Genomic DNA, 20,092 nt, shown 5'->3' on the forward strand with positions numbered 1-20,092 from the left:
TGAATCATGACGTCATTGTCAAGTAAGATGACCAGCGACTGACTAAGGTGGGCACGGCCCACCAGCGCCCCCGCCGCCCGCAGCTCTCGTCGAACCTTTGATGCCGCAGTCACCGAGGTGAGATGCTCATTGGTGCGCTGAGCGGGGGACGTACACCAGTGACCGGGAGTGATGAGCATGTCCAAGACGCGCGGTGGCCGGCTCGGTGTCGCCACGAGTCCGGAGCAGCAGGAGCGGCGCCAGGCCGGCCCGCTGACGGGGCGCGGCCACGCGCGCCGCGCCGCGCTGCTGGACGCGGCGCGCCGGGTCTTCGAGGAGAAGGGCTTCCTCGACACCCGGGTCGCCGACATCGCGGCGGAGGCGAAGGTGGCCCAGGGCACCTTCTACACCTACTTCGACTCCAAGGACGCGATCTTCCAGGCCGTCGCCACCCGGGTGGCCGGCGACATGATCATCGAGCTGGGGTCGAGCCGTCCGCAGGCGCCCGCGACCTACGACCGCACCTACGCCGCGATGAAGCGGTTCGTGGACTCCTACCGCCGCAACGCCAAGATCGTCGCCCTCATCGAGCAGGTCGGGACGTTCACTCCCGAGATGAAGCGGATCCGGCTGCAGGTCCGCGAGGCGCACGTGGACCGGATGGCGCGCATCATCGAGCACCACCAGAACGAGGGGCTGGCCGACCCGTCGCTCGACCCCGAGATGACCGCGGAGCTGATCGGCTCGATGGTCGACCAGATCTGCCACGTCTGGCTCAACCTCGGCAAGGAGTTCGACGAGAAGAAGCTCCTGCACGCCCTGACCACGGTGTGGCTGCGCGGCGCCGGCGTCTACGACTGGCAGGCCGCCAAGTCCGGCTGAGGGCCGCCGCACCGGGCGGCCCCCGCGCTCAGCCGCTCAGCTGCCGCTCGGCGGCCGCCGGCGGTGCGGTGCGGAGCGTGCGTTTGAGGATCTTGCCGCTGGCGTTGAGCGGCATCTCCGGGATCACGACGAACTCGGCGGGCACCTTGTAAGCGGCCAGGTGGTCGCGGCAGTGCCGCTGCAGCGCCCCGAGGTCGATCTCCTTCTCGGCGGTCAGGTAGGCGACCACGACCTCGCCCCAGTGGTCGTCCGGGCGGCCGACCACGGCGACCTGCGCGACGCCCGGATGGCCCGAGATCACCGTCTCGATCTCGATGGGGTAGATGTTCTCGCCGCCTCGGATGATCATGTCCTTGCTGCGCCCGGCGAGGTAGAGGTAGCCCTCCTCGTCCATCCGCGCCAGGTCCCCGCCCCAGAACCAGCCGTCGCGGACGGCCCGCGCGGTCTCCTCGGGCATCTCCAGGTAGCCGTTCATCACCGCGTCCGACCGGGTGATGATCTCGCCCGTCTCGCCGCGCGGCACGTCCTTGCCGTCGGCGTCCACGATGCGCAGCTCCACCCCGAAGGCGGGCTTGCCGATGGAGCCGAGCAGGTGGGTGTCGCCCGCCATCGCGCGCCGGTGGTCGGCGGAGCCCAGGACGGTCTGCAGGCCTCCTTCCGTCGCGGCCCCGAAGGCGTTGATCAGGTCGCAGCCGAAGGTCTCGATGGCCCGGCGCAGCAGGCCGGGCGAGATGGGGGCGCCACCGTAGATGATGGAGCGCAGGCTGGAGTAGTCGCCGCCGGCGGCCTCGGGGTGCTCCAGCACCGAGCTGATCATCGTCGGGACGAGGAAGACGCCGGTGAGCCGGCCGGACCGCATCCAGCGCAGCACCTCGCCCGGGTCGAACTGGGGCAGGACGAGCGTCGGGAAGCCGCGCCAGACGTGCATGAGGATCATGCCCTGGCCCGCGATGTGGAAGGTCGGCGACGCGGTGTAGCGGAACTCGCCCGGCCCGACCTCGTAGTCGATCGACATGTTGACGATGAGCGACTTGATCATGCGTTGCGACTGCAGGACGCCCTTGGGTAGTCCCGTCGTGCCCGAGGTGAACGCCAGGCCGATGACGTCCTCGTCGCGCACGTCGACGTCGGGCTCGACGTCCGCGCCGGTCGCCAGGAGCGCCTCGTAGCCCTCCGGGCCGCCGTCCTGGTCGAAGTCGACCAGCACGTCCAGCCCTTCGACCTGCGGGAGCAGGGCGCGCGCCGATTCCAGGTACCGGCTGGTCACGAACAGCATCGACGGCTCGGCCCAGCGCAGCAGCGTCAGCAGCTCGGGGCCGGCGAGGCGGTTGTTGAGCGGGACGTAGACCGCGCCCAGTTTCATGCAGGCCAGCAGCAGTTCGACGTATCCGCCGCAGTCGGTGGCGACGATCGCGACCTTGTCGCCCTTCGCGACGCCCCGCCGGGCCATGGCGTCGGCGAGCCGGTTCACCCGCGTGTTGGTCTCGGCAAAGGTCTGCTCGGTGCCGTCCCCGAAGACCAGGCAGGGGACGTCCGGGTAGCGCTGCGCACTGAGCCGCAGGTAGTCACCGACACGGATTCTGGGGTGCATGAGCCGCTCCTGCGGTGCGGGGGAGGAGTGGATCCGATCGCCGCGCCATAACTGACGTCGGAGTCACCCCGTGTCTAAACCATCGCCGGAGCGCTGTCAATGGTCGCCGTCTTCGCGATTTCGCCTGGCATGGCGCTGGTGAAGCGCTTGCGTGCCGACCGTTGACACCGTCCGGCCGCGCGGGTAGACAGACCGAGATTGACATCAGGGTCAATCTGGGAGGAATGATGGCGCGACGGGCGGGAGCAGAGCGGCTCGGCATCACGATCGGGGAGTTCCTCCCGCTGAGCGCCCGGCGGCACCCCGACCGGCCCTGCCTGGAGTTCCCGGACGGGACCGCGCACTCCTTCGCGATGACGAACTCGCGGGTGAACCGGCTCGTGTCCGCCCTGCGCGCGGAGGGCGTCGGCCGGGGCGACCGGCTCGCCGTCTTCGCGCTCGACTCGCACCGCTACCTGGAGATCGTGCTGGCGTGCATGAAGCTCGGCGCGGTCTACGTGCCGCTCAACTACCGGCTCCAGCGCCCGGAGGTCGACGTCCTGCTCCGGCGCTCGGCACCGGTCGCGCTCTTCCACGACGTCCGCTACCGCGAACTGCTGGCCGGCGCGGCCGACGAGCACGCCTCCCTGCGGACGGTCATCGAGCTGGACGCCCCCGACGGCGCCGGCCCGTCGCCCTATGAACGGCTGCTGAACGCGGGCGAGGACGTCGAGCCGCCGGTGGTGAGCAGCGACGACGACCTCATCGCGCTGGCCTTCACCTCCGGCACGACGGGACTGCCCAAGGGCGTCATGCAGTCGCAGCGGATGCTGAAGGCCATCATCTACTCCGGCATGGTCGAGTACCAGGCGCGGCCCGACGACGTCCGCTACACCGCGGCCCCCGCCTTCCACATCTCCGGGGTGTGCGGGCTGTTCATGGGCGTGGCGGCCGGCTTCACCTCGCTGCTGCTCCCGCAGTTCGAGCCGGGCGCCGTCCTCGACTTCCTCGTTCGGGACCGGGTGACCTCGGTCTTCCTCGTCCCGACGATGATCAGCAGCATCCTCCAGCTGGACGGGGTCGACGGCCACGACTACGCGCGCCTGCGCCTCATCACCTACGGCGCGGCCCCGATCTCCCCGACGCTGCTGCGCCGCGCGATGGACGTCTTCGACTGCGACTTCCTGCAGGCGTTCGGGGCCGGGACCGAGGCCGGCCTCCAGTCGACGCTGACTCCCGAGGACCACCGGCGGGCCCTCGCCGGCCGGCCCGGGTTGCTGCGCTCGTGCGGCCGCCCGTCGGTCGGGGTGGCGATGCGGATCGTGGACGCCGAGATGCGCGACGTGCCCCCGGGCGAGGTCGGCGAGGTCGCGACGCGCAGCGACCAGGTGATGGACGGCTACCTCGACATGCCCGAGGAGACGGCGCGGGCCTTCGAGGACGGCTGGTTCCGCGCCGGCGACATGGGCTACCTCGACGCGGAGGGCTACCTGTACCTGCACGGGCGCAGCAAAGACATGATCATCCGTGGCGGCGAGAACGTCTACCCGGTCGAGATCGAGTCCGTGCTGGCCGAGCATCCGTCGGTGGCGCAGGCCGCGGTGGTCGGGGTGCCGGACGAGCACTGGGGAGAGGTCGTGCGCGCCTTCGTCACGCCGGCGGTCGGCCACCGGCCGGACGCGGCCGAGCTGGCGGCGCACTGCGGCGCCCGGCTGGCGCGCTACAAGGTGCCGCGGGACTTCGTCGTCCTCGACGCGATGCCGGTCAACGCCAGCGGCAAGATCCTCAAACGCGAGCTGCGTCTTCACGCCGCTCCGCTGCCATGATATGACAGTGACATCAAGTTCGAATCGAGAGACGGGACCCATGACAAGCACTGACGAGGCGGCACCCGCGGTCGCGCCGTTCGCGGTGTCGCGCGAGGGGCACGTGGCGACGCTCACGATCTCCAACCCGCGGCGCAAGAACTCGATCGGCCAGGCGGCCTGGGGCGCGCTCCGGGACGCGGTCTCGGGTATCGCGGACGGCGACGCCCGGGTGCTCGTCATCACCGGTGAGGGCGGCGACTTCTGCGCCGGCGCGGACCTGTCCGCGCGCGGCGAGCGGCACGCGCTCATCGGCATGCAGGAGGTCAACGAGGCGTGCCTGGCCGTCCACCGGATGCGGGTGCCGGTCATCTGCCGCGTCGACGGGTACGCCGTGGGCGCGGGGATGAACCTCGCCCTCGCCGGCGACTTCGTCATCGCCAGCGACCGGGCCCGCTTCGCCCAGATCTTCGTCAAGCGCGGGCTCTCCGTGGACTTCGGCGGCTCGTGGCTGCTGCCGCGGCTGGTCGGGCTGCACCGCGCCAAGGAGATGGTGCTGCTCGGCGAGATGATCGACGCCGCGGCGCTGCACGGGCTCGGGATCGTGCGGCAGGTCGTCCCGCCCGAGGAGCTGGACGCCGCGGTCGCCGTCCTCGCCGAGCAGCTCGCCGCCGGGCCCCCGGTGGCGCTCGCCCAGTCGAAGCGGCTGCTCAACGACGCCTTCGAGAGCAGCTTCGAGGGCGCGCTGGAGGCCGAGGCCCACGCCCAGGCGGTGAACCTCGCCATGGAGGACGCCGCGGAGGCCGGCCGTGCCTTCTTCGAGAAGCGGCGCCCCGTGTTCCGCGGACGCTGACCCACCACCCCCCGAACAGGAGTTGACCACATGAGGATCGAAGGCACGTCAGCGGTCGTGTCGGGCGGGGCCTCCGGGCTCGGGCTGGCGACCGCGCGCAGGCTGCTCGGGCAGGGCGGCCGCGTCGTCCTGCTCGACCTGCCGTCCTCGGCGGGCGAGAAGACGGCCGCGGAACTGGGTGACGGGGCCGTGTTCGTCGCCGGGGACGTCCGGTCCGAGGAGGACGTGGCGGCCGCGGTGGAGGCCGCGTCGGCCCTCGCCCCGCTGCGCATCGCGGTCAGCTGCGCCGGCACGGGACGGGCGGGCCGGACCGTCGGGCGGGACGGCCCCATGCCCCTCGACGGGTTCTCCTGGACCGTCGAGGTCAACCTCGTCGGAACCTTCAACCTGATCCGCCTCGCCGCGGCGCGCATCGCCGAGCAGGAGCCCGTCGGCGGCGAGCGGGGGGTCGCGGTAGCGACCGCGTCGGTGGCCGCCTACGAGGGGCAGATCGGCCAGGCCGCCTACTCCGCCTCCAAGGGCGGCGTCGTGGGGATGACCCTGCCGATCGCGCGGGACCTCGCCTCGCTGCAGATCCGGATGATGACGATCGCGCCGGGCATCTTCGAGACCCCGATGCTGGGCGGGCTCAGCGACGAGGTGCGCGAGTCCCTGGGACGGCAGGTGCCGCACCCGTCGCGTCTCGGCGCCCCCGACGAGTACGCCGCGATGGTCCAGCACATCGTCGAGAACCCGATGCTCAACGGCGAGACGATCCGGCTGGACGGCGCCATCCGGATGAGCCCCCGCTAGACGCAGTCGCCACAGGGAGGTGGTCGCATGGAGTTCTCCTGGACGCCGGAGCACGGTGATCTGCGCGCCGCGGTGCGCAGCGTGCTGACGGCCAAGGCGCCGCTGTCGCGCGCGCGGGAACTGGCCGAGGCGGGTGAGCGGCACGATCCCGAGATGTGGGAGACCCTCGCCGCGCAGCTGGGATTGCAGGGCCTCGCCCTGCCCGAGGACGTCGGCGGCAGCGGCGGCTCACTCGTGGATCTGGCCATCGTCATGGAGGAGATGGGCGCCGTGCTGTTCGGCGGCCCGTTCCTGCCCACGGCGGTGCTCGCGGCGAACGTCCTCGCGGCGCTGCCGGACGACCCGGTCACCGCGGAACTGCTGCCGCCGCTGGCCGAGGGCGAGCTGACGGCGGCCGTCGCCGTCGTCGAGTCGGACGGACGCTGGGCGCCGGAGTCGCTGCGGACCTTCGCCCGCGACGGCGGCGGCGGTCCCGTCCTGGACGGCGACAAGGAACTCGTCCTCGACGGTGCCGGCGCCGACGTGATCCTCGTGCTCGCCAGGTCGGACGCCGGCTGGAACTGGTACGCGGTCGACGGCCGGGCCGATGGCCTCACCCGCGTGCCGCGCGAGGTCCTCGACGGCACCCGTCCGGCGGCCCGCCTTGAGCTGCGCGGGACACCGGCCCGCCTGCTCGGGGAACCGGGCCGGGGCTGGGCGGTCGCCGAGCGGATGCGGCGGACGGCGGCGATCCTGCTCGCGGCCGAGCAGGCCGGCGCCGCCGGTGAGCTGGTGCGCCGCACGGCCGAGTACGCGACGACGCGCCGCCAGTTCGGCCGCCCGGTCGGCGCCTTCCAGGGCGTGAAGCACCGGCTCGCCGACATGGCGGTGCGGCACGAGATGGCCCGGTCCGCCGCGTTCTGGGCCGCCTGGCAGGAGCCCGGTTCGCCCGACCGGGAGTTCGGTGCCCTCGTGGCCCGGTCCTACTGCTCCGACGCCCTCCTGCAGACGGCCAAGGACACGATCCAGCTGCACGGCGGCATCGGGTTCACCTGGGAGCACGACGCGCACCTCTTCCTCCGGCGGGCCCGCCTCGACGCGACCCTGCTCGGCGGGACGGCCGAGGCCCGCGCCGCGCTCCTGCCCCACGTCCTCCCCGATCCGCCGCCCGAGCTGGAAGGAGCGACCCCATGATCGAACTCGCGGAGGACGCCACCGAGGCGGAGGCCTACGAGGTCGCGGACGCCTGGCTGCGCCGCAACCTGCCCGGCGACGCCCTGAAGGCCGCCCTGGACGCGGACTGGGCGACCGTCGCCGCGTTCCTGGCCGATCCCGAGCGAGGCCCGGCGTGGCACTCAGCGCTGGGCGCCGCCGGGCTGTCGACGCCCACATGGCCGAAGGAATGGGGCGGTCTGGGGCTCTCCGCGCGGGCGGCGGGCGCGGTCGCCGAGGCGGTGCTGCGGTACCGGGTCGATCGCGGGATGTCCGACTTCGTTGGGCTCGCCCTCGCCGGGCCGACGATCATCGTCCACGGGACGCCGGAGCAGAAGCGGCGCTTCCTCGGCCCGCTCGCACGCGGCGAGCACCGCTGGTGCCAGCTGTTCAGCGAGCCCGGCGCCGGCTCAGACCTCGCCGGGCTCTCGACGCGGGCCGTGCGGCAGGACGACGGCACCTGGCTGGTCAACGGCCAGAAGGTGTGGAGCTCGTTCGCCCACGTGTCCGACTACGGCCTGCTCATGGCCCGCACCGACCCGGCGCTGCCCAAGCACAAGGGCATCAGCTACTTCCTCGTCAACATGCGCACGCCCGGCGTCGATGCCCGGCCGCTGAAGCAGATGACCGGGGACGCCGAGTTCAACGAGGTCTTCCTCACCGACGTGCACCTGCCCGCCGACGCCCTGCTGGGCGAGGTCAACGGCGGCTGGGCGGTGGCGATCACGACCCTCATGCAGGAGCGCAACGGGCTGACCGGGCTTCCCGCCGTGGGCCCGGGGCGCTCGGACGAGCTGCTCCGCCGGGCCCGCGACAACGGGACCCTCGCCGAGCCGGTGCTGCGGGACGAGCTGCTTCGCCTCGTCGTCGAGGAGCGGGTCCTGCAGATGACCACCGTCCGGTCGTACGCGGAGTCCGGCCGGGACGCGGTCGGGGCCGAGGGGTCGATCCGCAAGCTCGTCCACGCCCAGTTCGAGGAGGCCGCGGCGTCGCTGGCCGCCGAGGTGGCGCCGCTGTCCGCGCTGGCCTGGGACGAGGGCCGGCAGAATTCCGAGGCTTCGTACGAATTCCTCGCGATGAAGCAGACGAGCATCGCGGGCGGGACGTCGGAGATCCAGCGCAACATCATCGCCGAGCGGATCCTGGGGCTGCCCAAGGACCCCGACCCGGAGAAGGACGTCCCGTTCAACGAGCGGCGGCGCGGCGGCTGAGACCGTCCGCCTCGCCCATGATCCAGGAGCCCCCATGTCCACGCTCGAACTGAGCACTCCCGAGCCGGGCATCGCCCTGCTCACCCTGTCCCGTCCCGAGCGGCTCAACGCGATGTCGGCGGAGCTGCTCGCCGAACTCCACCGGACGCTCGACGCGGTGGCCGAGGACCCCGGGTGCCGGGTCGTCGTCCTCACCGGCGCGGGACGCGGGTTCTGCGCCGGCCTGGACCTCACGGCCTATGACCTCGGCTCCCAGCGCGAGCGGCGGGAGTCGCCGCAGGAGCGCCTCGCGCTGCAGAAGCACATCGCGGCGCTGGTGCCGAAGCTGCGGGCGATGCCGCAGCCCGTGGTCGCGGCCGTCAACGGCCCGGCGGCGGGCGGCGGGCTGGCGCTCGCGCTGGCCTCGGACGTCCGCATCGCGGGCGCGTCGGCCCGCTTCAACGTCGCGTTCGTGCGGATCGGCCTGTCGGGCTGCGACATCGGCGTGAGCTGGATGCTGCCCAGGCTGGTCGGCGCGTCCCGGGCGTTCGAGCTGCTGCTGACCGGCCGCCTCATCGACGCGGCCGAGGCCGACCGCATCGGGCTGGTGACGCGGGTCGTCCCGGATGGGGAACTGCTGGAATCCGCGCTGGAGACCGCACGGGCCATCCGCGCCAACAGCCCGATGGGCGTGCGCATGACCAAGGAGGTCATGTGGAGCCAGTTGGAGATCGGCAGCCTCCAGGCGGGCATCGACCTGGAGAACCGGACCCAGATCCTGACCTCCTACACCGAGGACCACGACGAGGCCGCCGCGGCGTTCCGGGAACGACGCCCGCCCGCCTTCCGTGACCGCTGACCGGCCCGCCGACCATGAGGAGTCTGCAGTGACCACCACCGCCCCTGGCGATGCCCGGACCGACGAGGACCCGGGGGACCGCCGGCGCGTCCTGGACGCGGCGCGGGCCGTCCTCGAACGCCATCCGCCGGCCTCGACGCCGCAGCGGGAGTTCCTCGAAGCCTGCTTCGACGCGGGGCTGGCATGGGTGCAGTTCCCCGAGGGGCTCGGCGGTCTGGGTGTGGAACCGGGCCTTCAGGCCGCGGTCGATGCCGTCCTGCAGAGCGCGGGCGGGCCGGTGCCGTTCGACCTCAACCCGATGGGCTACGGCATGGCGGGCCCGACGGTGATGGCCCACGCGAGCCGGGAACTGAAGGAGCGACTGCTGCGGCCGCTCTACGTTTGCGATGAGATCTGGTGCCAGTTGTTCTCCGAGCCGGGCGCGGGTTCGGATCTCGCGGGCTTGGCGACCCGGGCGGTCCAGGACGGTGACGAATGGGTCCTCAACGGGCAGAAGGTGTGGACGAGCAACGCCCACAAGGCGAGGTGGGCGCTGCTGCTCGCCCGGACCGACCCCGACCAGCCCAAGCACAAGGGGCTGACGTACTTCGTCCTGGACATGGAGGACCCGGGCGTCGAGGTGCGGCCGCTGCGGCAGATGACCGGGGAGGCCGAGTTCAACGAGGTCTACATGCGGGACGCCCGTATCCCCGACGCGCACCGGCTCGGTGCCGTCGGTGAGGGGTGGCGGGTGGCCATGACCACTCTGATGAACGAGCGCAACGCGATCGGCGGCGGCTCCAGCATCCGCGGCAGCGGCTCGATCGGCTCGGCGTTGCGGCTGTGGCGGGAGCGGGAGGACTTGCGGACACCCGCGCTGCGCGCCCGGCTGCTGGAGTTGTTCGTCCGCGCGGACGCCGCACGCCTGACCGGCGACCGGCAGCGGGTGGAGCAGGGCGACCGTCCCGCCGGCGCGGAGGGATCGATCGGCAAGCTCACCGGCGCCGAGCTGAACCAGGACGTGTACGAGTTCTGCATGGACATGCTCGGACCGGACGCGGCGCTCTACAGCGGCTACGACGCGGTGCCGTCCGGTGGCGGCGAGGACCTGGCGCGCGCGTTCCTGCGGTCGCGCGCCAACACCATCGAGGGCGGCACCTCCGAGGTGCTGCGCAACGTCATCGGCGAGCGGCTGCTGGGTCTGCCCGGCGATCTCCGCGTCGACACGGGGAAGCCGTGGCGCGAGGTGCCCCGTGGCTGACCTGGCGGGAGGAGGAGCTGTGCTGGAGTTCGAGTTCACCGAGGAGCAGCGGGCGCTGCGCGACCTGGCCGGGTCCGTGGCGGAGCGCACCTGGACCGACGACGCGGTCCGCGCCCAGCTGAAGACTTCCGCGGGGTTCGACCGTGAGGTGTGGCGGACCTTGGGCCGGGACCTCGGCGTGCTGGGGCTCGCCCTGCCCACCGAGAGCGGCGAGGCCGTCGGCGGGGTGGTGGACCTCGCCATCGTCGCCGAGGAGTTCGGACGTGTCCTGGCCGGTGTGCCGCTGCTCGGCTGCGTCGCGCTCGCCGGGACGGTGCTGGCACGTTCGGGAGACGCGGCCGGGCTCGTCCCCAAGATCGTTTCTGGCGAGACCGTGGTGAGCCTGGTGGCCACCGACGCGCGGGGAGCCTGGGCGCCGGAGCGGACCGGCATCATTGCGGACGGCCCTGTGCTGTGCGGCGAAGCCTCGCACGTCCTTGACGCCGTCGCCGCCGACGCGTTCGTGGCGGTGGCCCAGGCCGAGGGCAGGCCGTCGCTGTTCCTTGTCGACGCGGGCGCGCAGGGCCTCGCCGTGGAGCCGCTGACCACCCTCGACCAGACCCGCCGCCTCGGCCGGGTCCGGTTCGACGGCACTCCCGCCCAGCTCTTGGGCGAACCCGGGACGTCGGCGCTCGACGCCGTTTCGGCGGCCCGGGACGTCGGCGCGGTCGTCCTCGCGGCCGAAGCCGCCGGGGCCAGCGCCCGGTTGCTGGCGATGAGCGTCGAGTACGCCACCGCGCGGCTCCAGTTCGGCCGTCCGATCGGCTCGTTCCAGGGCGTCAAGCACCGGTGCGCGGACATGCACGTCGCCGTGGAGCAGTCCCGGTCGACCGCCTACCACGCGGCCTGGACGTTGGACGATCCGAGCCTCGACGACCCGCGGATCGCCGTCGACCTGGCCACCGTCGAGACGGCGGCCGACTACCAGGCGGTGGCCAAGAACACCGTTCAAGTGCACGGTGGTATCGGCTTCACCTGGGAGCACCCCGTGCACCTCTACTACAAGCGCGCCGTGAGCGACGCCTCGCTGCTCGGCGGCCGCGCCGCCGCGTCCGAACGGCTGGCCGCGATGGTCCTCGACGCCGCCCTCATTCAAGGAGCACCATGACAGCCGAGACTCAAAACGCCGCGGAGGTCCACGTCGAGGCCGACGGCGGCGTCCTCGTCATCACGATCGACCGTCCCAAGGCACGCAACGCCGTCAACGAGAACGTCGCGCGCGCCATCGCGGAGGGCATCGAGCGGCTCGACTCCGATCCCGCCCTCCAGGTCGGCGTCATCACGGGCGCCGGCGGCACCTTCTGTGCGGGAATGGACCTCAAGGCGTTCGTGCGGGGCGAGCACCCCGTGGTCGAGGGACGCGGCTTCGCCGGGCTCGTCCAGCGTCCGCCGCGCAAACCGCTGATCGCCGCGGTCGAGGGGTACGCGCTCGCGGGCGGCTTCGAGATCGTGCTGGCCTGCGACCTCGTCGTCGCGGCCCGAGGCGCGTCGTTCGGCATCCCCGAGGTGAAGCGGAGCCTGGTCGCCGCCGGCGGCGGGCTGCTGCGGCTGCCGCGCCGCGTCCCCTACCACGTGGCAATGGAGTTCGCCCTGCTCGGCAACCACGTCGGGGCGGCGCGGATGAGCGAGCTGGGGCTGGTCAACCGCCTCGTGGACGACGGCGACGCGCTCGGCGCGGCGCTCGGCCTGGCCCGCGAGATCGCCGCCAACGGCCCCCTCGCGCTCACCGCGAGCAAGCGGATCATCGTGGAATCGGCGGACTGGACGGAAGAAGAAGCCTGGACCGAGCAGGACAAGATCGCGCGGCCGGTGGCGCGGTCCGAGGACGCCCGCGAGGGTGCCACGGCGTTCGCCGAGAAGCGGCCGCCGGTATGGAAGGGGCGATGATGAGCGACGTCCTGCTTCTCGACCGCGCCGACGGGGTCGCCACGGTGACCCTCAACCGGCCCGAGGTGCGCAACGCCCTCAGCTCGGTGCTCATCAACGCTCTGCGCGAGACCATGCGGGCCCTTGAGGACGACGCCGAGGTGCACGCCGTCGTCCTCACCGGCGCCGATCCCGCCTTCTGCGCCGGCCTGGACCTCAAGCAGCTCGGCAGCTCGGGGGACAACCTCCAGCTCGGCCAGGAGGAGGACGAGGGGCCCTCGCCCTATCCCTGGCCGGTGTTGTCCAAGCCGGTGATCGGAGCCGTGAACGGCGTCGCGGTCACCGGCGGGCTGAAACTCGCCCTCAACTGCGACATCCTCGTCGCCTCGGAACGGGCCCGGTTCGCCGACACCCATGCCCGCGTCGGCGTGCTGCCGGGGTGGGGGCTCTCGGTGCTGCTGCCGCAGCTGGTCGGCCGGCAGCTGGCCCGCCGCATGAGCCTGACCGGCGACTTCATCACCGCCGGCGAGGCCCTGCGCGCCGGACTCGTCACGGAGGTCGTCGCCCACGCCGACCTCCTGCCCACCGCGCACCGGATCGCCCGGAGGATCGCCGCCAACGACCACGACGCCGTCCGGACGCTGCTCGACTCCTACCGGCGCATCGAGCTGACCCAACTCGCAGCCGGCTACGACATCGAGGGCCGGACGTCGCGCGACTGGCTGGCCCGCGGGTTCGCCCCCGCCTCGGTCGAGGGACGCCGGCGGGCGATCGTCGACCGGGGCCGCGCCCAGAACGCCCCCTGAACGAGAGGAACGCCGTGCTCACCGGTGACCAGTACAAGGCCAGTCTCGACGACGGCCGCAGCACCTACTTCGAGGGCGGGAAGGTCACCGACCTTCCCGGGCACCCCGTCCTCGGCACCGTCGTGCAGAACATCGCCGACGGCTACGACTGGCTGGCGCTCAAGGCGGTCGACGGCGTCAGCCCACTCAGCGGCGTCCCGGCCACGGTGGAGCAGCTCCGCGAGAAGGTCGAGCTCGTCCACACGGCGGGCATGATGGCGCACGTCAACTACAGCTCGCTGATGACCCTGACGACGGCGGCGGGACGGCTGGCCGAGAGCAGCCCGCAGTATGTCGAGCGGATCCGGGCCTACGTGGACGACGCCCAGGAACGCGACATCCGGGTCACGCAGTGCATCACCGACGCGAAGGGCGACCGGTCGCTCCCGCCGGCCCGGCAGGACGACCCGGACGCCTACGTCCGCGTGGTCGACCGGACGTCCGACGGGGTCGTGATCCGGGGCGCCAAGCTGCACATCACCGCGGCGTCGTTCGGGCACGAGCTGATGACGATCCCGACCAAGGCGATGAAGCCGGGGGAGGAGGACTACGCGTTCGCGGCGGTGATCCCGGTCAACGCCCCCGGCGTGAAGATCATCAACACGACCTACGCGCCCCGGCACGCCGACCTGCGGTCGTTCCCGATGTCGGGCCAGGAGCACTTCCCGGAGGGCTTCGTCATCTTCGACGACGTGTTCGTCCCGAACGAGCGCGTCTTCCTCGACGGCGAGGTGGAGAGCGCGGCCGTCTTCGCCCACTCCCTCGGCCTGTGGGAGCGGCTCGGCGGCCTCACCTCCATGGCCGACGGCGCGGACGTGCTGGTCGGGCTCGCCCAGCTGATCGCCGAGGCGAACGGGCTGCAGCGGGTCGGGCACGTCCGGGAGAAGATCTCGGAGATGATCATCCACGCCACCGTGGTGCGGGCCTGCCTGGAGGCCGCGCTGACCCACGCGGAGACCGGCGTGTTCGGCGCCGTCTTCCCCAACGAGCTGTTCACCAACGCGGGCAAGTACACCGGAGCGGTCGAGTACAACACGATGGTGCGGCATCTGCACGACATCGCGGGCGCCGCCGTCGTCACCGCCCCGTCCGTCGCGGACCTGGAGAACCCCGAGGTGGGGCCGCTGGCGCGCAAGTACATGTCGACCCGGTCCGACGTGGACGGCGAGTACCGCACCCGGCTCTTCCACGCGATCCGCGACCTGACCGCCGACTCCTACGGCGGATGGCGCCAGGTCACCAACGTCCAGGCCGGCGGCGGACTGTACGCGCAGCGCATCGTCACCCGCAAGCACTACGACCTCGACGCCGCGAAGCAGGCCGCGCTCCAGGCGGCGGGCCTGGTCCCCGACGGGACGCCGAGCCGGGGTGTCTGACTTGCGCGGCATCGACGCGGGCGCGCTCACCGAATGGTTCGGCGAGACGCTGGGCGTGTCCGGGCCGCTGGAGTTCACGTGGATCTCCGGCGGCCGCTCCAACCTCACCTACCGGGTGGCCGCTCCGGACGGCCGCGCCTTCGCGCTGCGCAGGCCCCCGACTGGGGATCTCCTGCCGACGGCCCACGACATGGAACGGGAGTGGCGCATCGTCACCGGCGTCGGCCGCACCTCGGTGCCGGTGCCGAAGACGCGGGCGCTCTGCGAAGATTCGGCTGTCACGGGCGCCCCGTTCTACGTCATGGACTTCGTCGACGGGACGGTGCTCGACTCCGACGAGGACGCCGCCGGCCTGTCGTCCGAGGCACGGGCCCGGTTCTCGCGGCAGTGCGCGGAAGTCCTCGCGAAGATCCACGACGTGGCCCCGGCGGACGCCGGCCTCGCCGTCCGGCCGGACGCGGAACCCTATGTGCCCCGCCAGCTGCGCCGGTGGACGGCCCAGGTCGACCGGGTCGCCGCACGGTCGGGACACGAGGACCCCGCCGCGCGGGAGCTGGCGGAGGTGCGCGCCCTGCTGGAGGCGCGGACGCCCCCGCAGCGGTGGACGGGCCTGGCGCACGGCGACTACCGTCCCGGCAACATGATCATCGACGGCGGCGGGACCATCGCCGCCGTCCTCGACTGGGAACTGTGCACCACCGGAGACGTCCTGGCGGATCTCGGCTGGCTCACCGCCTGGTGGCACACCGGCGGCACCGTCGGCTGGGGCCCGGCCCGGCTCCCGGGTTTCCTGGACGCCGCGACGCTGTCGCGGCACTACGCCGACATCTCGGGACGGGACGTGTCGGACCTGCCGTTCTTCGAGGCGTTCGCGCTGTGGCGGCTCGGCTGCATCAGCCACGGCATCCACGACCGTTACCGCAGGCTGGACACCCCGCCCGAGCCCTTGGACGTGCTCGAACGGCGGCCGCGCGAACTGGCCGCACTGGCGCGTGGCATTCTCCTTGGACGCGTGTGAGGACGACAGGAGGCGACCGCATGGACTTCGATATCCCCGAGGCGACCCGCGATCTGCTGGGGGCGCTGGACACCTTCATCGAGCGTGAGATCGTCCCGCTGGAGGAGGAGGGCGACAACCGCCGCTTCTTCGACCACCGCCGGGAGTGGGCGCGGACGGACTTCGAGCGGGACGGCGTCATGCGCCCCGAGTGGGTGGAACTCCTCGCGGAGGCGAAGCGGCGCGCGGACGCGGCCGGGTTCTACCGGTACAGCCTGCCGGCCGACCTCGGCGGGCACGGCGGCACCAACCTGGAAATGGCGATCATCCGCGAGCACTTGGCGCACCGCGGCCTCGGCCTCCACAACGACCTGCAGACCGAGCACTCGGTCGTGGGCAACCTGGTCTTCGTCGAGCTGCTGCACCGGTTCGGCACGCCCGAGCAGCGGGAGCAGTTCGTCGAGCCGTCGGTCCGGGGCGAGAACGGCCTGGCGTTCGCGCTCACCGAACCCGAGCACGGCAGCGACGCGACCTGGATGTCGACGCGGGCGGTGCGCGACGGCGGCGACTGGGTGATCACGGGCGTCAAGCGGTTCAACACGCTGGGCCCGTCCACGACGCACGACGTCGTCTTCGCCCGCACCTCGGGCGAGCCCGGACAGGCCACCGGCATCACGGCCTTCATCGTGCCGCTCGACGCCCCCGGCCTCGACATCCCGCACTACTGGTGGACGCTCAACATGCCCACCGACCACGCTGAAGTGACGCTGGACGGGGTCCGCGTCCCGTCCTCCTCGATTCTTGGCGAGGAAGGCGAGGGGCTCGCGGTTGCGCAGACGTTCGTCCATGAGAACCGCATCCGCCAGGCGGCCAGCGGTGTGGGCGCTGCCCAGTACTGCATCGACCGCTCGGTCGCCTACGCGCGGGAACGCATCACCTTCGGCCGCCCGCTGTCGTCCCGCCAGGCCATCCAGTGGCCGCTGGTCGAGCTGCACACCGAGGCCGAGATGGTGCGGACACTGATCCACAAGACCGCCCAGCGCCTCGACGAGGTGCACGCGGCCGGCGAACCGGCGGTCACCATCGGCCATCTCGTCTCGATGTGCAACTACCGCGGCAACCGCCTGGTGTGCGAGGCCGCGGACCGCGCGATGCAGGTGCACGGCGGCATCGGCTACACGCGGCACGAGCCCTTCGAGCACATCTACCGGCACCACCGCCGCTACCGCATCACCGAGGGCTCCGAGGAGATCCAGATGCGCCGCGTGGCCGGCCGCCTGTTCGGCTACCTGTGAGGGGTTGACGCGACCTCGCCGCATTCATACATTCATCCGTTGAGTGTATGAATGGAGTGGCGATGGAGACGACGACGGCCGTGGTGCTCGGCGGCAGCGTGGCGGGGCTGTGCGCCGCCGGGGTGCTCGCGAAGCACTTCGACGAGGTGATCGTCCTGGAGCGGGACGAGCTGCCGCCGGACGCGGAGCACCGCCGGGGCGTCCCGCAGAGCAAGCACCCGCACTTCCTGCTCAACTCCGGCCGCCGGGCGATCGGCGAGATCTTCCCCGGCTTCGAGGACGCGCTGATCGCCGCCGGCGGGATGCACCTGATGCCGTCGATGGACGCGGCCTACTGCGAGAACGACGGCTGGGCACCGCGCAAGTCCGGCTCGATGACGATGGTGTACAGCTCCCGGGTCCTCATCGAGCGGGTCCTGCGCGACAAGGTCCGCGAGCTGCCGGCCATCGAGATCCGCGAGGGCGTGACGGTCACCGGGCTCCGCTCCAGCGGAGGCGGCACCGCGCGCGGGCGCGTCGAGGGCGTCGAGTCCAGCGACGGCTATCTGGCCGCCGACCTGGTCGTGGACGCGCTGGGGCGCGGCTCGTCCGTCATCGACTGGCTCAGTGCGGACGGCTGGTCCGCGCCGCCGGAGAAGACCCTCGACGCAAAGGTCACCTACACCTCGCGCTGGTACGACCTGCCTCCCGCCGACCGGCGTCCGGAGTCGTGGTGGTGGAAGCACCTGGTCATCACGCCGACGCAGGACACCGGCGACCACCCCGACGAGCACGAGTTCCTCAGCAACTTCTTCCCCATCGAGGGCGGCCGCGCCATCGTCTGCATGGGCTCATGGGGCGTTCAGATGCCGCGCAAGGCCGACACGTTCGAGGACGCGGTGGACCGGGTGCGGGCCACGGCCTTCGGCCGGGCGGCCCGTGCCTGCACGCCGACCTCCGAGGTGCATCTGACCCGTGCGACCGGCAACAAATGGCGCCGGTTCGACCTGCTCGACGTGCCCCCGGTCGGGCTGGTCTGCGTCGGCGACTCGATCTGCGCCTTCAACCCGTTCTACGCCCAGGGGATGAGCTCGGCCGCCCGCTCCGCGCTCATCCTGGAGGAGATGCTGCGCGGCCGGGACGCCCTCGACCTCGCCTTCTTCCGCGAGTTCCTCGCCCGGCAGAAGCAGTCGCTCGACGTGCCGTGGATGCTCGCGATGGCCCGTGACCAGGCCTACGACTTCGCGACGGGGAGCGAGGTCGCCCCCGCCTGGCGGCGCAGGCTGGCCGCCCGCCTCAGCTGGCCGATCTTCAACGCCATCAACGCCGCGAGCCGCGAGGACGCCTACGTCGAGCAGACGTTCGCCCAGGTGTTCAACCTCGACAGGTCGCTCAGGGAGATGGCCGCCGATCCGCGGTTCTGGTTCGGCATCGTCCGCTACAAGGTGCGCCAGAAACTCGGCCGGACGGTCGTGCCCGGCGGTTTCGACGACCGGCAGGACCCGCCCGGCACCGACTTCACCGGCTACACCCGTCCCGCCGGCCGCGCCGACCTCGTCGGCGCCTGACCCGGGGAGCGAGGAATGGACTACACCTGCGACTCGGCGGCCGAGCGTGTCGCCGAAGGGCTCGGCTTCTCCTGCCACGACACCAACCCCTGGGTGAGCTTCCGCAACCCGTTCGGCCTGGAGAACGGCACCATGCCGTTCCTGGAGCTGCTCATCATCGGCGGCGCGGTGTTCGCCCTCGTCCACGCGTGGCGGCGGTGGCGGCGCGACGGCGACCCCGTCAACATCTCGCTGTGGATCGCCTCGGTCGTCTACCTGGCCGTGATCGAGCCGCCGCTCTACTTCCCCGGCTGGTTCGGCCTTGAGGAGCACGTCGGGTTCATATTCTCCCACAACGTGTTCACCGTGCAGTTCATGTACGACCGGCTGCCGCTGTACATCGTGGCGTTCTACCCCGCGCTGTCGCAGCTCGCCTACGAACTCGTCCGGGCCCTGGGCGTCTTCGCGCGGCGCGGCCCGCTGCTCGGCTCCGTGGCGGTCGCGTTCGCCTGCCAGGTCTTCTACGAGATCTTCGACCACCTCGGCCCGCAGCTGAAATGGTGGGCGTGGAACCCCGGCAACAGGATGATCAACCAGCCGGCGCTCGACTCGGTGCCGATGAACAGCATGCTGCTGTTCGCCTCGGTCTCCTTCGGCGCGATGACCTACCTCGTCGTCCGCCTGACCGGGAACGGCCGCGGCACGCTCACCGGCCCGGGCGTCGCCTGGCGCTCCATCGTCGCCGGCGCCCTGACACCGCTGGCAATGATCATCGTGAGCGCGCCCAGCGGCGCCTTCCGCGGCGAGGACCAGCTCGGGATCCAGCGCGCGATCCTCTCCGCGGAACTCGCCGTCGTCTGGATCGCCGGCCTCTACCTGCTCGCGGACGCCTGGCGCACGCACCGCGCCGGCGCGGTCCCCCAGATGGAGTCGCCGCTGTTCGTACGGACCTACCCGGCGCTCTACCTAGGCGTCCACGTCGTCCTGTGGCTGATCGCCCTGCCTGCGTACTTCGCGGCGACCGACGGCGTCACCGAGCAGGGCACCCCGATCGGCAGCCTGTGGTACGCCGCGCTGTGCACCGCCGCCGCGACCGGCTTCCTCCTGGTCGCACTGCGTGCGACTGCGACGCAACTCACCGCGGAGGCTGTGGAATCCTAGGATCATGGCGCACCACGGCTGGGGAGGCCGACCTCCCGCATCGGACGCCGAGGCCCGTCAGCGCATCGTCGACGCGACCGCCCGCTGCGTCGACAGGCACGGCGCCGCGAAGACGACCCTGACCGACGTCGCGAACGAGCTCGGCGTCACCCGCCAGACCGTCTACCGCCACTTCGACCGGATCACCGACATCATCGGCGAGGTGGCGGCCCAGGGCGCGGAGTCGTTCGTCGACCGGCTGATCGCCCACCTCCAGGGCATCAGCGACCCGGCCGAGGCCGTGGTCGAGGGCATGGTCTTCTGCGTGCGGACCATCCCCACCGAGCCGCACCTGAGCCTGCTCCTGCAGCTCAAGGACTCCGACGCCTTCGGCCGCGGCGCCACCACCGGCGACGTCATCGCCTACGGCGCCCAGATGCTCAAGCGCTACCCCGTCGACTGGGAAGCCGCGGGCATAGGCGACGACGACCTCAACGGCCTCGCCGAGATCATCATGCGCCTCCTGACCTCCCTGCTGCAGCACCCAAGCGACCCTGTCTCTTATACACATCCGACGCCGCCGACGAAGAGGAACGTGGAGACACCTCGGGACGCGCGAGCATCACACACAAACACAACATAATGAA

The 20,092-nt window shown here is 71.8% G+C and carries 18 protein-coding genes; 17 read left to right on the plus strand and 1 reads right to left on the minus strand.

Annotated elements, in window-relative coordinates; all coding sequences use genetic code 11:
• The first annotated feature begins 177 nt into the window (after positions 1-177).
• Positions 178-861: a TetR/AcrR family transcriptional regulator gene (locus HUX53_RS17705; protein ID WP_176404311.1), complete on the plus strand. Its 684-nt coding sequence runs from the start codon at positions 178-180 to the stop codon at positions 859-861.
• A 28-nt stretch (positions 862-889) separates the two neighbouring features.
• Here the strand turns inward: HUX53_RS17705 and HUX53_RS17710 are convergent, their stop codons facing one another.
• Positions 890-2,452 carry a class I adenylate-forming enzyme family protein gene (locus HUX53_RS17710; protein WP_176404312.1) on the minus strand — a complete coding sequence of 521 codons (1,563 nt, stop codon included), beginning with the start codon at positions 2,450-2,452 and terminating at the stop codon, positions 890-892.
• Positions 2,453-2,676: 224 nt separating this feature from the next.
• On the opposite strand from HUX53_RS17710, the gene HUX53_RS17715 reads away from it, so the two are divergent.
• The 16 genes from HUX53_RS17715 (at position 2,677) to HUX53_RS17790 (ending at position 20,088) form a co-directional block, all read left to right on the plus strand.
• A complete protein-coding gene (locus HUX53_RS17715; RefSeq protein ID WP_176404313.1) occupies positions 2,677-4,257 on the plus strand; it encodes a class I adenylate-forming enzyme family protein in 1,581 nt (526 codons plus the stop codon).
• 40 nt (positions 4,258-4,297) lie between these two features.
• Positions 4,298-5,089 carry an enoyl-CoA hydratase/isomerase family protein gene (locus HUX53_RS17720; protein ID WP_176404314.1) on the plus strand — a complete coding sequence of 264 codons (792 nt, stop codon included), beginning with the start codon at positions 4,298-4,300 and terminating at the stop codon, positions 5,087-5,089.
• A gap of 30 nt (positions 5,090-5,119) precedes the next feature.
• Positions 5,120-5,881, plus strand: a complete 762-nt coding sequence (locus tag HUX53_RS17725; RefSeq protein ID WP_176404315.1) for an SDR family NAD(P)-dependent oxidoreductase — start codon at positions 5,120-5,122, stop codon at positions 5,879-5,881.
• Positions 5,882-5,908: 27 nt separating this feature from the next.
• A complete protein-coding gene (locus HUX53_RS17730; RefSeq protein WP_176404316.1) occupies positions 5,909-7,054 on the plus strand; it encodes an acyl-CoA dehydrogenase family protein in 1,146 nt (381 codons plus the stop codon).
• Entirely contained in the window at positions 7,051-8,283 is a 1,233-nt protein-coding gene (locus tag HUX53_RS17735; protein ID WP_176404317.1) for an acyl-CoA dehydrogenase family protein, read from the plus strand. The genes HUX53_RS17730 and HUX53_RS17735 overlap by 4 nt, the downstream gene beginning before the upstream one ends.
• Before the next feature lie 34 nt (positions 8,284-8,317).
• Positions 8,318-9,121, plus strand: coding sequence for an enoyl-CoA hydratase/isomerase family protein (locus tag HUX53_RS17740; RefSeq protein ID WP_176404318.1), 804 nt, complete (start codon positions 8,318-8,320; stop codon positions 9,119-9,121).
• Between the two features lie 28 nt (positions 9,122-9,149).
• A complete protein-coding gene (locus HUX53_RS17745; protein ID WP_176404319.1) occupies positions 9,150-10,361 on the plus strand; it encodes an acyl-CoA dehydrogenase family protein in 1,212 nt (403 codons plus the stop codon).
• Between the two features lie 19 nt (positions 10,362-10,380).
• Entirely contained in the window at positions 10,381-11,508 is a 1,128-nt protein-coding gene (locus tag HUX53_RS17750; RefSeq protein WP_176404320.1) for an acyl-CoA dehydrogenase family protein, read from the plus strand.
• Complete coding sequence (locus tag HUX53_RS17755) at positions 11,505-12,287, plus strand: crotonase/enoyl-CoA hydratase family protein (RefSeq protein WP_176404321.1); 783 nt, start codon at positions 11,505-11,507, stop codon at positions 12,285-12,287. Before HUX53_RS17750 ends, HUX53_RS17755 begins: the two co-directional genes overlap by 4 nt.
• Positions 12,284-13,072, plus strand: coding sequence for an enoyl-CoA hydratase (locus HUX53_RS17760; RefSeq protein ID WP_176404322.1), 789 nt, complete (start codon positions 12,284-12,286; stop codon positions 13,070-13,072). Before HUX53_RS17755 ends, HUX53_RS17760 begins: the two co-directional genes overlap by 4 nt.
• Before the next feature lie 14 nt (positions 13,073-13,086).
• Positions 13,087-14,487: a 4-hydroxyphenylacetate 3-hydroxylase N-terminal domain-containing protein gene (locus tag HUX53_RS17765; RefSeq protein WP_176404323.1), complete on the plus strand. Its 1,401-nt coding sequence runs from the start codon at positions 13,087-13,089 to the stop codon at positions 14,485-14,487.
• Positions 14,480-15,505, plus strand: a complete 1,026-nt coding sequence (locus tag HUX53_RS17770) for a phosphotransferase family protein (protein WP_176404324.1) — start codon at positions 14,480-14,482, stop codon at positions 15,503-15,505. The genes HUX53_RS17765 and HUX53_RS17770 overlap by 8 nt, the downstream gene beginning before the upstream one ends.
• A gap of 20 nt (positions 15,506-15,525) precedes the next feature.
• Positions 15,526-16,779 (plus strand): acyl-CoA dehydrogenase family protein, encoded by a 1,254-nt coding sequence (locus HUX53_RS17775; RefSeq protein ID WP_176404325.1) that lies wholly within the window; start codon positions 15,526-15,528, stop codon positions 16,777-16,779.
• A gap of 62 nt (positions 16,780-16,841) precedes the next feature.
• Entirely contained in the window at positions 16,842-18,326 is a 1,485-nt protein-coding gene (locus HUX53_RS17780) for an NAD(P)/FAD-dependent oxidoreductase (protein WP_176404326.1), read from the plus strand.
• Between the two features lie 15 nt (positions 18,327-18,341).
• A complete protein-coding gene (locus HUX53_RS17785; RefSeq protein ID WP_176404327.1) occupies positions 18,342-19,466 on the plus strand; it encodes a hypothetical protein in 1,125 nt (374 codons plus the stop codon).
• 4 nt (positions 19,467-19,470) lie between these two features.
• Positions 19,471-20,088 carry a TetR/AcrR family transcriptional regulator gene (locus HUX53_RS17790; RefSeq protein WP_176404328.1) on the plus strand — a complete coding sequence of 206 codons (618 nt, stop codon included), beginning with the start codon at positions 19,471-19,473 and terminating at the stop codon, positions 20,086-20,088.
• The last annotated feature ends 4 nt before the right edge of the window (positions 20,089-20,092 follow it).

Origin of the sequence: Actinomadura sp. BRA 177, from assembly GCF_013372625.1 — a bacterium.
Taxonomy (GTDB): domain Bacteria; phylum Actinomycetota; class Actinomycetes; order Streptosporangiales; family Streptosporangiaceae; genus Spirillospora.